The organism is Flavobacterium pedocola (assembly GCF_053764385.1).
Window position 1 is genome coordinate 363,017 of record NZ_JBSNCR010000001.1, and the last position, 15,447, is coordinate 378,463.

A 15,447-nucleotide genomic window follows, 5' to 3' on the forward strand; every position below is an offset into this window, starting at 1 on the left:
AAAATTATGAAGCGGGTTTATTTATCAAAAGATAGTGTAAACTCGCTTCCTTCGTTTATAACAGAGTGAACCTGAATTTTTCCGTTGAGGCTTTCGGTTATTTTTTTAACAGTGGCCAAACCAATTCCGGTACCGTAGTTTCCGAAACGGTCCTTTTTCTTTAAGGTGGAAAAGATGTTGAAAATTTTATCGAGGTTTTCAGCTTCAATGCCGGTTCCGTTATCCTTTACGGAAATAATGACCTGATTATCGGTTTCTTTACAGGTTACCGTTATTTTAGCGAAACTTTGTTTGTTGTATTTTATCCCGTTGCTGATAAGGTTTATGAGTATTTGTTCCAGGGCAACAGCGTTTGTGGTAATTACAAAGGATTGATCCGGAATTTCAAAAACATGGTCATGGTTAGGATCGACAAGGGTAATTATTTTTTCCAGCAATTCGGACAGAACTATTTTGTCGTTTTTCGGATGAAATTCGCCACTTTTATAGTAAAGCAGTAGTGCATCCACATAATCCTTAAGCTGATAGGAGGATTTTGTTAAATAGTCCAGATATATTTTTTCTTCACCATTAAAACGATCCTGGTCTTTTTCCCGTAAGAGCATAATTAAGGAAATGATGTTGTTAAGCGGAGACTTAATATCATGAGAAACTACATTGGCAAATTGCTCCAATTCATTGTATTTAAGGGTAAGAAGTTGATTATTTTGATCAAGTGCCTGATTATGTTTGCGCATTTCAAGCAGCTTGCAGACTTTTCCTCCGAGTATTTTCAGTCCTTTAATTTGGTCTTCGGACATTTCTTTTGGCTCGTGGCCCGCTACGCATAAGACGCCCAATGTATAGCCGGACGGATCTTTCAGTGCCACACTCGCATAAAAACCACCGTCTTCAAATCCATTGACAAGTCCCATTTCATTAAATTCCGGATTATTTTTGATGTTTGGTACCACAACAACTTCACTGGGTTTTGTGATGGCCAGAGAACAGAATGAAGTCTCCCGAGCATCCACATAATCGTCAAAGCCTACTTTGGATTTAACCCAAACCCTTTCTTCATCAACCAGGGTAATTGATGAGATAGGCGCATTGCAAATTTTTGAAGCTAAAAAAGTAATATCATCATATTCTATTTCCGGTTCAGAATCCAATATTTCATAACTTCTTAAAATTTCCAGCCTTGCTCTTTCGTCGATGCTAAGTATAAGGCTCATAACACATTGAGTGTTAGTTAAATAACTATATAAATTTAGTGAGATTTCATAAAATATAACGCAGAATCACCTTTTTTTCGACTTGTGTTATGGTTTAATCCGTCAAATGAGAATTAAATAAGGATCAGAAAGGATTACGATTTTTTTTGCCTTTAAATTCACAAATAACCGTAGTAAGAAAAATCTATATAAATGAATGTTTTGTGAATAGTATTTAACAAATAAAAAAATTACTTTTGCGCCATTATTCTCTTTATTAAAAAATGATGAAAAAACTTTTCCTGATTGCATTTTTTTTTCTTCTAAGTCATGCTAATGCACAGCTTAACGGAACTTATACAATTGGCCCTACAAATTCAAATTACCCAACGGTTACAAGTGCGATACAAGATTTAGTCGCTAATGGAATTTCAGGTCCGGTAGTATTTAATATTAAAGATTTTTCATCTGCCTTTCCTTCGACATATAGTATTCCCAATATAACCGGGACGTCACTTACTAATACCATAACCTTTCAGTCTGAAAACCCGACTGTACAGAGTAACCCCGGTGGAAGTTTTTCGATTGGTAGTAATGCTAATAACATTATAATCAATAACTTAAACATGTATACTAAAGGGATTGTGATGGCAAATGGGGTACATCATATCACGGTTTCAAATTGTGTTTTTTCCGGAGGTTCTACACCTTCGTTAGATTATTATAATTGGAATGAATCTAATAGGATTTCAAGTTCCTATATAGTTGTAAACGGTGATCAGATAAACATTGCCAACAATACTTTTTATGGATACGGGACAGCTGTTTTTAAATCGAATAACTCCATCTATGCTTATACCAATGATTTGAGTATTACCGGTAATACTTTCAGATTCACTTCAATCACTCCTATCTATGTTTCACGGGTGAGAAATTTATTGGTTGACAATAATATTTACACATCACAAGATGTTTACAGAGCATTAGAAGCAGGTTCTTTGGCAGGAAACAATGTTATTTCGAATAATAAAATTTTTACAACCAGTCAGAGTATAGGAACTTCTTTCTCTATATATATGTGGGGAACAGCTGCCGAGGTAGCCAATTTGACTTTTAAAAATAATTTTGTTTCGACAAAAACAAGTACGGCAATTACCAGTAATTTTAAAAATATCAATGTATATAATAACTCATTTTCAAGTAATGACAGTTATGGTTTAGGTTTGGTAACTACCGCCTATACTGAATCTTTAAATGTGTATAACAATGTATTTAATTCCACTGAGTTTTATCCGAATATGAGGGTTTACAGCGGTATAGATTTTAACAAGTTCAGATGTGATAATAATGCCTTTAGCAAAGAATCTAAAGCAATTCAATATTTTACACAATATACCGGTGAAGATTTTTACTATGACGTGCAGCAATGGAAGGCTTTTTCAAACAAAGATTTAAACAGTAAAGTTGTTGGAGATGTTTATGTGTCCAATACAGATTTCCATACTCCAAATGCTTTTATGTTAGATGGAACCGGAATGGTTTTAGCAGCTGTAGCTTCTGATATTGACAATCAGGCAAGAAATACGGTAACCCCTGATATTGGTGCAGATGAGTTTAATATGGATGTGAATACATACCTGGATTTGGAAATCGTTTCTATTGCTTCACCAACAAATATTCCCTGCCAGGATTCGGGAGTGGTTTTATCAATCAAAAACAATTCCGTTTTAACGGTTAATAGCTTTGAAATAGAGTGTTCGGTTAATAAATTCAGAGGAAATGTAACACCATACAACGTTACTATTTTACCGAATCAGACAATTCAGGTCTCGTTAAATAATTGTATGATAAATAAAAACACTTTTTATGACAGATTTGATTTTTATGTTTCTAAACCCAATAACCAACCCGATAATAATTACGGCAATAATGTTGCAACAATTTTAAATGTTTTTCAATTAGGGGATTTTGTAATTAATGTGGAAAACTCAACTTGTTCCAATTTTAAAAAACTGTCAGTCCCAATGATTCAGGGAACTACGGTTTTATGGTCAACAAACGAAACTACAAACACAATTAATGTTACTGCTCCGGGTCAATATTGGGCTAGAATTACTGATTCTCAAGGATGTCAACTAACAAAAACCGTAACAATCAACTAAATGAAAAGTATACAAATAGTTTTAGCATTTTTTTTCATACTTATCGGTAATGAAGGATTTTCGCAGAATAGTTGCGATGTAATGGTTACTTCATTAAAAGTGAATGATGGTATAATAATTACTGGGAGAACATCATCAGGTGCTTCTATCGTAACAAAAATAGATACACAGGGAAATGAATTGTGGAGAATTAACGAGGGCGGAACACATTTTTATGCTAACGGGATTAAATTGTTTTCGGATGGATATGTGTATATTTTAATGCAGCTTGCCTCATCGCAGTCTACAGGGAACAATACAAAACTTGTAAAAATCAATCCGGCAAACGGTCAGGTCGCATGGAGATCTACGATTATCGGTTCGGATGATGATATAGCGCCGGATTTTTTAGAATACGATAGCAACAGAATATTTTTCTGTACGGGGATAAAAGATAACAATGGCGGAACCGCAGCTGGGTTTAAGACATTTATAATTCAAAAATCAAATGGATTTAGTCAGCTGAATTCGACATCAGACAGATATTGCAGTTCTTTGAAAATTGCCAAAGATTCGAAAGGTAACATTATCTATGCAACCAATAATTTGTATAACACAAATACAGACTTAATGATTACCAAGGTGAATGGTTTTAACATGAAAAATACCTTATGGCAAAAAAAATACAATAATACGGTTACCGGTGCAACCTTGCCTAATGTAAATAAATTGTTTTTAGACGACCTTGATAATATTTATGCTTTAAGTGGAGGAAATACTATTGATATGTTTAAAATTGATTCGTCAACAGGGAATGAGCTTTGGAGTATCAATAATATTGCATATGAAAGATATATTTCGGATTATAAGTTCAAGCATAATTCTTTATTCCTGAGCTTCTTACATATGTATGTAGGATCAACATATACTTCTTTCGAAATTGTAAAAATTAATTTAGGAAATGCATCAGTCGCATGGACCAGTAACTCACAGCATATGACTTTTACAGGTGCTCCAATCCCAGGAGGAGTAACCGGGACTAACGAAGGTGTTTTCTCGTTCGATGTTGATTGCAATGGCGATGTTTTTGCAACAGGGTATTACGGATCTGCAAATTATTCGCCGGGTGCTTGGGGAATTATGAAAATCAATGGTGCTACAGGAGTTAAAATTAATGACTTAACAATTACTAATAATCCTTCTACAATAAATACATTAAGTTATGGGAATAACGCTTTTGTTTTTGACAGCTATGTAGTGTTTTTAGGAAACCTGCAGTATTCCACAACTAAAACATCCAGAACCTTTGTTAAAACAAATTTCCAATTATCGTCAAATTATTATAAAAAATATTTGTGTTTTATTGACAGTGATGGCGATAGCATTCAGGATTTTGATGAAGATGTTAATGGTAATGGTTTTATTGAAAATGATGATACGGATAATGATGGTATTCCAAATTATTTAGATAATGACGATGATAACGACGGAGTTTTAACCATTAATGAAGATCATAATAACAATCACAATCCATTAGATGATTTTTCGGATCCAACACATCCAAATTTACCGGATTATTTAAACAACGCGATTGCATTGGGAATTGATGAGTTATTTGAGAATGATATTAAGATTTACCCGAATCCAACCAATGGAATAATTAATATCGCTTATTCTCAGAATATTGCAATTGAAAAAATTGAACTGTTTTCGATAAATGGCGTAAAACTCATTGAAAAGAATGAAGGAATTGATACTATGGATATAAGTAATTTATCGTCAGGAATTTATTTTCTGAAAATAAAATCTGATTATGGAGTATATACCAAAAAGGTAATAAAAGAATAAAACAAGTGGTTTTAATGCATTTTTCAGCAAGCCTATAACATTCATGTTATAGGTTTTGTTTTTTATAAGAAAAAAACTACTTTTACTGAAAATTTATACGCCATGTTAACAAAAGTATTTGGAAGCGCCGTTTTCGGAGTAGACGCCACAACTATTATCGTAGAAGTCAATATTGATAAAGGAATTGGCTATCATTTGGTAGGATTACCGGATAATGCCATTAAAGAGAGCAGTTACCGGATTGCTGCCGCTCTGAAAAACAACGGGTACGAACTGCCCGGGAAAAAAATCACCATCAATATGGCGCCTGCCGATCTGCGTAAGGAAGGTTCTGCCTACGATTTAACCCTTGCCATCGGTATTTTGGTTTCGTCCGGTCAGATAAAATCGGAGGAAACGGATAAATATGTGATTATGGGAGAGCTTTCTCTAGACGGAAGTTTACAGCCCATAAAAGGAGCTTTGTCCATTGCGATTAAGGCTAAAGAGGAAGGTTTTAAAGGCTTTTTTCTGCCGAAACAAAACGTAAAAGAAGCTGCAATTGTTTCCGGATTAGATGTTTACGGTGTTGAAAATGTGCTGGAAGTAATCAATTTTTTTAACGGAAAACAATCGCTAGAACCCACAATAGTCAACACCCGTGAAGAGTTCTATAAAACCCTCGATTTTCCCGAATTTGATTTTGCTGAAGTGCGGGGGCAGGAGTCCATAAAACGTTGTATGGAAATCGCTGCAGCCGGAGGCCACAACATAATTCTTATCGGACCACCCGGTGCAGGTAAAACAATGTTAGCCAAGCGTTTGCCCAGTATTTTACCGCCAATGACCTTAAAGGAAGCTCTGGAAACTACAAAAATTCACAGCGTAGCCGGAAAGATAAAAGATATCGGCCTGATGAACCAACGACCGTTCCGAAGTCCGCATCATAATACTTCGTGTTCTGCAATTGCAGGAGGAGGTTCGTATCCGCAGCCGGGTGAAATATCGCTGGCTCATAACGGAGTTTTGTTTTTAGACGAATTGCCTGAGTTTAGAAGAGATGTCCTTGAAGTAATGCGGCAACCTTTGGAGGATAGGGAAGTGACGATTTCCCGCTCAAGATTTACGATTACTTATCCGTCTTCGTTTATGCTGGTAGCCAGTATGAATCCAAGTCCCGGCGGTTATTTTAATGATCCAGATGCTCCCGTTAGTACATCTTCTGCCGAAATGCAACGGTATCTGAACAGAATTTCAGGGCCGCTTTTGGACAGGATTGATATCCATATTGAAGTGACACCGGTACCTTTTGAAAAACTATCAGAAGTAAAAAACGGAGAAAGCAGTGTGGAAATCCGCAAGCGAGTTATAAATGCACGGGAAATACAATCAAAACGTTTTGAGCAACTGGACAGTATCCATTACAACGCACAAATGTCGACGAAACACATCCGCGAACATTGTAAATTAGATGAAACCTCGTTGCAATTGCTGAAAACCGCCATGGAACGACTGAATTTATCCGCAAGAGCATACGACAGAATTTTGAAAGTCTCCAGGACCATTGCAGATTTGGAAGCAAGTGATACTGTCAATTCAAATCATATTTCGGAAGCGATTCAATACAGGAGCCTGGATAGGGAAGGATGGCTTGGTTAGTTTTCAGTCTCAGTTTACAATAAAAAAAATCGGGATAGTCCCGATTTTCTTATTAGTAAAATTTCTTTAATCAAGTTCTTCGGCGAAAGTGTCGCCCAGTTTTATATCACCGGATTTAAATCCTTTGGTAAACCATTTGATACGTTGCTCGGAGGTTCCGTGGGTAAAGGATTCCGGTACGACATGTCCCTGCATTTTACTTTGAATGGCGTCGTCTCCAACGGCATTGGCAGCACTCAAAGCTTCGTCGATATCGCCGGCTTCGATATATTTCTGATTGTAATGTGCCCAAAGCCCTGCGTAAAAATCAGCCTGTAATTCCAGGCAAACGGAAAGCTTATTGGCTTCGGCTTCACTTTTCCCGGCCTGTAGCTGACGAACTTTTCCGGAAGTTCCCAAAAGCGTCTGGACATGATGGCCAACTTCGTGTGCAATTACATAAGCAATGGCAAAATCACCACCTTTGGCTCCAAAACGGGTTCGTAATTCTTCGAAGAAATCTAAATCCATGTATACCTTTTTGTCTCCCGGACAATAGAAAGGACCTGATGCAGAAGTTGCTCCACCACAAGCCGTCTGAACCTGACCGGTGAACAGTACCATCTTAGGTTCTTCGTAGGTCATGCCGTTTTCTTCAAATATTTTATGCCAGATATCTTCCGTATCAGCAAAAACTGTCGAGGCAAAATCACCCAGTTCTTTTTGTTCCGGTGTGAGTTCTGCCTGTTCTGTCTGAGCCGGTTGCTGGTTTTGCTGCATCTGTTCCAAAACCGGTGTAAGCATTTTTGCGTTTTCTCCGCCAAAAAGATTAAGCAGTAAAACAATTATACCAATAACACCGCCACCAACTGCGATTTGACCTCCTGAAATACCTCTTCGGTCTTCAACATTATCACTTTTACGTCGTCCTTGCCATTTCATATTATTTATTTTTAATTGCTAGATATCCGATGAATTTCCTATTTCGTCAATTTCATGCTTAACTTCAACCCCTACAGCGTTTTTGTATAAAATATAGAATGTAGAGTACACAAATGGGAGTGTAAAGAAAATACCAATACAAAGCCCAATAAGCCCTACCATTGCTATAATTGCGGAAACAATTAAGGAGCCTAAAATTACAAAAGGCTGTCTCATTACCAATGCAAAACTGCTTTTAATGGCATCCATATAGTTTAACTTCCCAAAAATGATCAGAGGAATAGTGAATACCGCAAAAAGTGCAATGCCGTATGTAACGATAAAACCAATGAATTTGAAGCCGGTATATTCACATAACGTAGCAATGGTGGTCGTAGTTAGGGAAATAAGCAGTGCTGCAAAAAACAAATCCTTAAAACTATCAGATTTATAATGATCAAAAACCATGGAAAAGTTTATTTCCCTGTTCAGTTCCGCTTCATGTGCCATTTTTATCAACCCGGCGGTGAAAGGATAGGTAAGTGCCGAAAACAAAGCCGTTCCCAAAATGTAAAACACTAGCGTAGTAGAAGAAAAATTTGAAATTTGGAAATCAGCCATTTTGGAAGCGAAATCAGTAAAGCCTACAAAAACACCAAGTGACCCTAATCCGACAACCATGAAAACAATGGTAAGCAGTATCATGGCAAGTCCTGCTGTCACTGCAATTTTTTTATAGTTTTCTATACTTTGTGAAAAAACATCACCAAAATCCAGTGGATAACCGTTCTTTTTTAAATTTTCGATTCTTTGTTTAAAGTCTGACATATAAATATTTAGTTTAAAATTAGAGATAATATTAGATCCCGAAACGGAACCCGGTGTAAATATCTGCCTGTTTGGAATCACTCAAAGCAGCTGTTATAATGGATCCTGAGCCTAAGAAAAACCCGCCTAAACGAAAACCGAAGCCCGTTGTAAACCCGGAAACCTCATTGCTGGACAATGGCAGGTATACTTCATAATTTTTTCCGCCAAAGCGCGGTGTTAAGGTAAATACGTTCTGAATGGTTGTGAAATCGTTTTTGGAGTCATCCGAAATTTTTTGTTGCATATAAGCCGAAACCGACCATTTGTTGTATACTTTATAGTCAATATAGGCATTGATAACGGCTGGTAATTTCACTTTAAAATCACCGTTGGAAGAAGTTTTGGTTAGGTAACCTTCACCAATCAGATATTGCTCAATCTCAACGATATTATCCATATCTTCAAAATCGGTTAGGTTTAATGGATTTCCTACTGGAATATTAAGACTGTAATTGGATGAATTGTTATTATCATCTTTAAATGTCATACTGCCTATGTTTCGGAAAGATAAACCGGCATTCAGTTTATAATCGTCAATGGTTCTGTCTCCGCCGTCTGTAGATTCCTGGATTTTGTCTTTCCATTGATAGTTAAAGCCGATGTCAACACCATAACCGTTTAAGCCACCTGCAAAAAATTTAGTGTAGTTGGAACTGTCCTCAAAACTGTTCGCCAATGAACCGGAATAGGAAAAATTTGCATTAGCAGTTGCTTCAGAAAGATACACATCTTGATTTATTGGGTCATAATATACTTGCCCTTGCAGTTTGTCAACCCCCATATTCATATAAGAACCGGGGAAAAGCAATTTAAAAGTTCCCCCGGCACTTAATTTATGATCACCGATTTGTATAATGTCCCTTGCCGCAGAAAGGTTGATTTCGCCCCACGACGCAGCATTCATTCTTTGGTTGTAACCGGAATTGATTTGGGCGGTCCCTAAAAACGAATTTGTTACCGCATTGCCGAAATTCACGTCAACGTCGATAGCATTGGCCTTGATATTTCCTGCAGAAGATAATGCAAATACCCATTTTTTATATTTCATGGCCACTCCCGGTCCCTGAATCAGAGCATCAAGCCGGGCAGAAGTTGGTTCAGAGCCGCTAAAGATTTTCTCTTCAAGATCCGTACCTTTTACTAATTCGCTAAAACCCACTTTATTGTTGGATAAGTTCATGCTCATGTTGAAAACATTTACGTCGAACATTTGTTCCATGTTGGCCAATTCCGCAGGGTTTATCGATGCGTTTAGCAGGCCTCCGCGTTTTGAAATATTGATTCCTGAAAAGTGTTCCTGGGCAAATCCGCCAAGTGTGAATAACGAAAAACAAACAACTAAGCTATTCTTCATAGGGTATTTATCATAGTTAGAATGATAAATATAGATAAAAAGTATGAATTTTTAATAAGATTAGTTTGTAATATTTTTCGATACAGTATTTACTTCTTTCAGGAATATTTCTGATAGGCTTTTTCTAGTTTTACATCATATTTGTTGGCTTTATACCCTTTTCCGTTGTAACGAAGCGCAAATTCCGCCCAATTTTTGTTTTTTAAAAATTTGAGAATATCGTTTTTTTTCAGAAAAAGACCGAAAGCCATTAAATGTTCCCGTTCGTTACGCTGCATTTTAGTTACAAACTCATCGATGTTGCTGTAACCCAATGCCAAAGCGTTGAATCCCATTATCTGAAAAGCGCCCCATGAAGCCGAAGCATTTGCTGCATCCTGAACATTTTTATCCGCTTTAAGACCAATCGCTTTTTGAAGCCTGCCGTATTCGCTGCTGCCGCCCAAATAGTATTTTTTTGTCCATGACGGATACAAAATATCCTGAGTTCCAGGGTTTAAATACTGATTAGGATCGATGTTTCTTTTTTCCAGTTCCCGCCAGAAAACATGACCTTCGAACAAAATCCTTGGGCGTCCGTCGATTAAAAAACCTTTTCCGCTGCTTTCCACTTCGTTTACGGCTTTTACAGCGGCTAATTCCACATCATAAACGGAAGCAAACTCTATCAAGTCATTTTCAGAAAGCAGTTTGTCGTTGTGATCTGTCAGGGAATTGCTTTTTTCGATCAGTTTTGACCAGGTTTTGATACCAACGATTCCGTCGATAACCAGATTGTTCTCCATCTGGAAATCTTTAACGGCCGCATCAACTTCAGCCGTGAAGGATTCGGTGACTTTTACCGAATAGCCGATTTTTGAAAGCATGTCGCATAAGACAATGACTTCCGGGCCTTTTGCATTATATTTCAATGTTTTCATGATGTCTGGTTTTTAATGAGTTAAAAAAAATGCAGCTGGGATTTTACTGTTTTCTTGGGATTGCGGGAAGCTTTTCACAAATCATCCCTATGAGGAAAAAGCTGTCATAGGTAACAGATTCCGGAGCCAGGGAATAGTTTTTCGCGACCGGAATGTTGTTTTCTATTTTCAGTTCTTCTTCAAAAATCTTATAACCGTCTTTTTTGATTTTCACCTTATAATTTCCAATCGGTAACTGAAATTCGATAGTGCCGTCCTTATCGGATTCAATTTCCCTGAAAATGTTATTATTGGTGCCGATGATTGAAATCTCCGATTTGTAAACCGGCTGTTTCGAAACAGAATCCAAAACATTAAATACTGTCTTACAAAGATTCAGGTTTGGATTGATAATCACAGGCTGAAACAGTATCGGGTTGAAGTGCATCGTTACAGGAGGTTTAACAGGTGTTACAGGAGGTTTAACAGGTTCGCTGGTTGCTTCCCTCATCGTGCTGATGGCGCCTCTTCTCAGTATCATTGGGCGAATTGGTGCCGTCGTATGGGAAACCGATTCGGCGGGTTGTGCAACAGGCGGTTTTATTGGCGGGGTTTCGGTGCTTACTTTGCTGCTGTAATATTTTAAATTACTTGAAGTAAGCGTTTCTTTATCACGGATGGCTTTAATGAAGCGGATGTTGTTGCTGGAATTTACAAACAATTGGTTTTTCATGATGATCGGGCCAAAATGAATCAATTGGTTGATATTGTTCACAGCATTGGCTTCAATAGTTGGATCGATGTTTATTTTCAGGTTTCGCAGCACAATAAACTTTTTGGTAAAAGCCGGTAGCGGAAAATCATTGCTGATGGTTTCCCCGTCTGAAATAGGCGAGGCTTCGTTCCATTTGAAATATTCCGAAGTTATCGAAGACAGTGAGAACCAATTGCGCAACATGGTAATTATGTTGAATTCCAGTTCAATACCGATGATGTTTTTTTCATCATAATCAATGGAAAGGATTTCTTCCGGGAATTCATGTTTTTGGCTTTTAGCGGTTTCATATAATTGGTCCAATTCAGCTTTAGTCAGGGATAGTTTGATCCAGCCGCTGTCATTGGACATGAAATCATAAGGGACAAAATTGATATCATAATAGGACTCCAAAGACTGTATGCCTGTTTTTTTGGAGACTTCCATGATGTTTCTGGAGTTGTTCAGGTTGGCCAGGAAAATGTCGAAACCATCATTCTCATTGATTTTCTTCATTGCATTTTCGATCAGTTTCTTATAGCCCAAAAGTTTGTGGTCTACTGCGATTTTTTCTTTTCGCAACAGTATATTGTTTAGTTTTTCTTTCCAGGCTTCTTTTTCTTCTTCCGTTTGTAAATCAGGAAACTTGGCCACGTGTTCTTCCCATTCCGTAAGTAAGGTATCGAACAAGCCCAGGTATTTGTCATACGCTTTTTTCTCTTTCGTAGCTTTCCCTTTTGCATCGAACAGTACTTTTTTAGCTTCTTCATTTTCGATGGTGTCAAGAGAAATACTCTCTTTTTGATCGACGCTGATAATCTGGTCGTAAGCATTGAAAAGGGTATTGGCAGGATTGATATCCCAGAATTTATCCGAAGACGGAATCGAATTCAACTGAAAGGAAAGATCCTGTTTTTTCAGCAAGGCTTCCCCTTTGACACTTTCATCAAGCAGGATTTGCGGAAGCAGTAATTTCAGTTCGGAATTTTCATAAACCCTTAAAGACGGGCAGATTAAAGCCACTTCGTTTGGATTTGAACTTTGGGATTTATAGTAATCTTTAATTTTCTGAAAAAGAGCTGTATAGTATTTCATGGCTGTATGTTTTAAGTTAAAAAACCAAATACCAAAAAGCTGGTATTTGGTTTTAAAAGTGATTAAAGGGATTAATTAGTTAACTTCTACCCATTCGTCCGCTTTGATAGAAGGAAGTGGGTTAGGAGACAAATCAATCATATTACATTTTCTTCCGATAAGTAATATTCCTTTGGATTCAACTCCCTGGTGGGTTTTCTCTCCAGCCGTATCGATTTTGGTATTATCATAACCATACGTACCTCCAATAGAGAATAATCCGAAATGTACCCCGGCACCGGCTTTTACGTGATCCTCAACTTTTTTATAAGAATCTGATCCGTGCTTGAATCCGATTTTTAAGTTGGTGATGAAATAAAATTCCGTGGAAACCGCAGGCATTAATCCTTTTCCTTTACCATCACTCACCATTTGGTTGTTCACAATATCATTTCCGGTTTTGGAATATTTCCAAAATCTTGATTTAATGAAAGTTGTACCTAACCAAGGTCTTGTTACATAACATTTGGTCAAGTCGAAGCTCATTTCAAAATCATTGAAATTATAAGTGGAATCCACTCTTTGGTGTGTTCCGCTTCCGGAAGCTCCGAAAACGCCTAAGTAAGATGCCGCAGCAGACCAACTGTGTTTGGTGTCTTTGAAAGAAGATTCGTAGTTGGACTTGCTGAAAGTAAATCTTGTCCAGTCGGCTTTGTTTTTAAGTATTGAAGCTGGTAGTGGAGCTGAATAGTAATAAGTATTCATTCCGCCTAAACCTGTACGCTTCGCTGCTAAAAACTCCGATTCGTATCTTTTCTTAACGGTAATAAAATTGCTGCTTTCAATTTCATCAACATAGTTCATGATTTTTTCCACTGCGCCTTTGTACCCCATGGTTTCCCATCTCTTTTGAGCATCATCACGTTTTTTGATGTAGTTTTTACCGGAAATGGTCATTTCGGCCATAGCATCCGGATCCTGCTGATCCACTCTTCTTTTTAATTCGGCAAGTTTGTCGTCTGCTTCATAAAACAAGGCTTCATATTCAAGATATTTTACATATTTCGGAGAAGGGAAGGTGTTGAAGATGAACTTTGGATTGTCATCAGGATGCTCAACCATAGAGTCATCAAAATCAGGGTTTTTCAGTTTTTTCGTGACAAAAAGTTGCTTTCTTAATGAATCCAGTTTCTTTTCAACTTTAGGATCTATTTTAGAATTTTTTACTACACTGAAATCCATAATGTCGCTGTAAACATTTGATGCTGTATGATCATTGCTTGAACTGAAAATCGTGAATTTTCTTGAACCGCTTGAATCTGTTTCCGGTATATTACTTGGAATCTGATCTGCTAATCTTGCGAATTCTTCTGCATGTGCATACGCCGCATACTTTTTCTCATTTCGAAGTTCTGTATATTCTTCATCAGACATACCTTCAATCTTAGGAGCATTTCCGGTAAAACCTTTAAAGGCATAATCGAAAGCAGTTGGATCAATTACTGACGCTACGGGTTCCCATGCAATGAAATTGTTTGGCCCCAGCATTTTTGGATCTCCTCCATTTGTCAGTTTTTTAAATACGTCGCCTAAAATGACATTCATAAACTCATTTTCATCAGGCATCGGTGTGAACGGTGTTGGCATAATATATAAGTTTTAAATAATTCCTACTCTTTTAGGGTTTTTCGGAATCCACCCTTTTTATTGTTTGTGTTTACTTATGGAAATTCTGTTCTGGCTCTGGTGATCAAATCAACCAAATCGGAACCGCCGCTGGCATAATTTTCGGTAGCTGTCTGTGAACTTTGGGTGGCTACAACATACGGTTGTCCGTCCCAATAACCCCAGAAAGGGCCTCCACTTTGACCAGGCCAGATGTCTGCCGTATGGCCGATACTTTCGTGAGCATCACTCTGGAAAAAGCTTCCATCCAAGGCAATCCCGTTTTGATATGTTGGTCGTTGTCCGCCTGTTAAATCTCCTGGATAACCGGCATGTGTCCAAACGGCACTTCCGTCCCATGAATCGGTATACGCTTTTGAACCTAACCATCCGGTGCTGTTACCAAGTGGTTTGTCTAAAACCACTACCACATAATCGTATTGACCTTCCGTACTGTCGATAGTTGGCCCGGATACTTTGTATTTGTAGTAGGTTTTGATACCGAAGGCACTTCCGTAAGGTGGTGTTCCTCCATTGTAATACATTGGTGTGAATTTCACCCAGCCGGTATTGTTGTTGGCTTGCCAGTCAATTACATGCGCGCAGGTAAGAAGGTGTCTTGGACCTACCATCACACCACTACCGTTTCCTAAGGCAGTTTCAACTCTTCCTACACAACGCCATGGATAAGCTGTTGAATAGTAAACTGTTCTTTGGTCCGGTCCGAAAATGGTTCTTGAACCTCCGTTAGACATGAAACTGTCACGGTCGATGAATTTTGGTTTTCTGCCTTTTTTTGGCTCCGGTTTCGGCTCGTACTCAAAATCGGAATGCGAAGGATAGAAATGATCGGTTTCCGCATGTTTGTCTTTAGTAACTTTTTCCCCGTGTTTAATTCCAACAGATTTTGTTCCTTTCGGGAATGAGTAACCGTCAATGATTTCCATTTCGGGTCCTTTGGAGAATCCGTTTTCGTTTCCTAACGATTTTTCTGCTGTAGTAGCTTTAATGGATTTAAGTTGCTTAACTTCTTCCATTGTCATTGGTTTTTCAATTTTTGTAGTAGACATTGTTATTGATTTTAAAATTGTTACTTGATTAAATGGTTGTA

11 protein-coding genes are annotated in these 15,447 nt (G+C 37.7%); 3 read left to right on the top strand and 8 right to left on the bottom strand.

Annotated features, from left to right (window positions below):
- Window positions 1-17: 17 nt before the first annotated feature.
- The gene (locus ACWPKD_RS01745; RefSeq protein ID WP_455410954.1) at window positions 18-1,214 is read right to left on the bottom strand and encodes a GAF domain-containing sensor histidine kinase; all 1,197 of its coding nucleotides are present in this window, start codon (window positions 1,212-1,214) and stop codon (window positions 18-20) included.
- Between the two features lie 263 nt (window positions 1,215-1,477).
- Between ACWPKD_RS01745 and ACWPKD_RS01750 the strand changes: the two genes are divergently transcribed.
- From ACWPKD_RS01750 to ACWPKD_RS01760, 3 genes are all read left to right on the top strand, one after another.
- The gene (locus ACWPKD_RS01750; RefSeq protein WP_455410955.1) at window positions 1,478-3,355 is read left to right on the top strand and encodes a right-handed parallel beta-helix repeat-containing protein; all 1,878 of its coding nucleotides are present in this window, start codon (window positions 1,478-1,480) and stop codon (window positions 3,353-3,355) included.
- Window positions 3,356-5,182, top strand: coding sequence for a T9SS type A sorting domain-containing protein (locus ACWPKD_RS01755; RefSeq protein WP_455410956.1), 1,827 nt, complete (start codon window positions 3,356-3,358; stop codon window positions 5,180-5,182). It abuts the gene before it with no gap.
- 102 nt (window positions 5,183-5,284) lie between these two features.
- A complete protein-coding gene (locus ACWPKD_RS01760) occupies window positions 5,285-6,820 on the top strand; it encodes a YifB family Mg chelatase-like AAA ATPase (RefSeq protein ID WP_455410957.1) in 1,536 nt (511 codons plus the stop codon).
- Window positions 6,821-6,886: 66 nt separating this feature from the next.
- Here the strand turns inward: ACWPKD_RS01760 and ypfJ are convergent, their stop codons facing one another.
- From ypfJ to ACWPKD_RS01795, 7 genes are all read right to left on the bottom strand, one after another.
- Window positions 6,887-7,741, bottom strand: coding sequence for a KPN_02809 family neutral zinc metallopeptidase (gene ypfJ, locus ACWPKD_RS01765; protein ID WP_455410958.1), 855 nt, complete (start codon window positions 7,739-7,741; stop codon window positions 6,887-6,889).
- A gap of 18 nt (window positions 7,742-7,759) precedes the next feature.
- The gene (locus ACWPKD_RS01770) at window positions 7,760-8,548 is read right to left on the bottom strand and encodes a hypothetical protein (protein WP_455410959.1); all 789 of its coding nucleotides are present in this window, start codon (window positions 8,546-8,548) and stop codon (window positions 7,760-7,762) included.
- A 31-nt stretch (window positions 8,549-8,579) separates the two neighbouring features.
- Complete coding sequence (locus ACWPKD_RS01775) at window positions 8,580-9,944, bottom strand: DUF5723 family protein (RefSeq protein ID WP_455410960.1); 1,365 nt, start codon at window positions 9,942-9,944, stop codon at window positions 8,580-8,582.
- A gap of 98 nt (window positions 9,945-10,042) precedes the next feature.
- The gene (locus ACWPKD_RS01780; protein WP_455410961.1) at window positions 10,043-10,864 is read right to left on the bottom strand and encodes an N-acetylmuramidase domain-containing protein; all 822 of its coding nucleotides are present in this window, start codon (window positions 10,862-10,864) and stop codon (window positions 10,043-10,045) included.
- A 43-nt stretch (window positions 10,865-10,907) separates the two neighbouring features.
- Entirely contained in the window at window positions 10,908-12,692 is a 1,785-nt protein-coding gene (locus ACWPKD_RS01785; protein WP_455410962.1) for a carboxypeptidase-like regulatory domain-containing protein, read from the bottom strand.
- 75 nt (window positions 12,693-12,767) lie between these two features.
- The gene (locus ACWPKD_RS01790; RefSeq protein WP_455410963.1) at window positions 12,768-14,318 is read right to left on the bottom strand and encodes a hypothetical protein; all 1,551 of its coding nucleotides are present in this window, start codon (window positions 14,316-14,318) and stop codon (window positions 12,768-12,770) included.
- A gap of 74 nt (window positions 14,319-14,392) precedes the next feature.
- Window positions 14,393-15,406 carry a trypsin-like serine peptidase gene (locus ACWPKD_RS01795; protein WP_455410964.1) on the bottom strand — a complete coding sequence of 338 codons (1,014 nt, stop codon included), beginning with the start codon at window positions 15,404-15,406 and terminating at the stop codon, window positions 14,393-14,395.
- Window positions 15,407-15,447 lie beyond the last annotated feature (41 nt).

Coding starts and splice junctions, on each gene's coding strand:
- ACWPKD_RS01745 (WP_455410954.1), bottom strand. CDS start 1,214: ATGAGCCTTATACTTAGCATCGACGAAAGAGCAAGGCTGGAAATTTTA.
- ACWPKD_RS01750 (WP_455410955.1), top strand. CDS start 1,478: ATGATGAAAAAACTTTTCCTGATTGCATTTTTTTTTCTTCTAAGTCAT.
- ACWPKD_RS01755 (WP_455410956.1), top strand. CDS start 3,356: ATGAAAAGTATACAAATAGTTTTAGCATTTTTTTTCATACTTATCGGT.
- ACWPKD_RS01760 (WP_455410957.1), top strand. CDS start 5,285: ATGTTAACAAAAGTATTTGGAAGCGCCGTTTTCGGAGTAGACGCCACA.
- ypfJ (WP_455410958.1), bottom strand. CDS start 7,741: ATGAAATGGCAAGGACGACGTAAAAGTGATAATGTTGAAGACCGAAGA.
- ACWPKD_RS01770 (WP_455410959.1), bottom strand. CDS start 8,548: ATGTCAGACTTTAAACAAAGAATCGAAAATTTAAAAAAGAACGGTTAT.
- ACWPKD_RS01775 (WP_455410960.1), bottom strand. CDS start 9,944: ATGAAGAATAGCTTAGTTGTTTGTTTTTCGTTATTCACACTTGGCGGA.
- ACWPKD_RS01780 (WP_455410961.1), bottom strand. CDS start 10,864: ATGAAAACATTGAAATATAATGCAAAAGGCCCGGAAGTCATTGTCTTA.
- ACWPKD_RS01785 (WP_455410962.1), bottom strand. CDS start 12,692: ATGAAATACTATACAGCTCTTTTTCAGAAAATTAAAGATTACTATAAA.
- ACWPKD_RS01790 (WP_455410963.1), bottom strand. CDS start 14,318: ATGCCAACACCGTTCACACCGATGCCTGATGAAAATGAGTTTATGAAT.
- ACWPKD_RS01795 (WP_455410964.1), bottom strand. CDS start 15,406: ATGTCTACTACAAAAATTGAAAAACCAATGACAATGGAAGAAGTTAAG.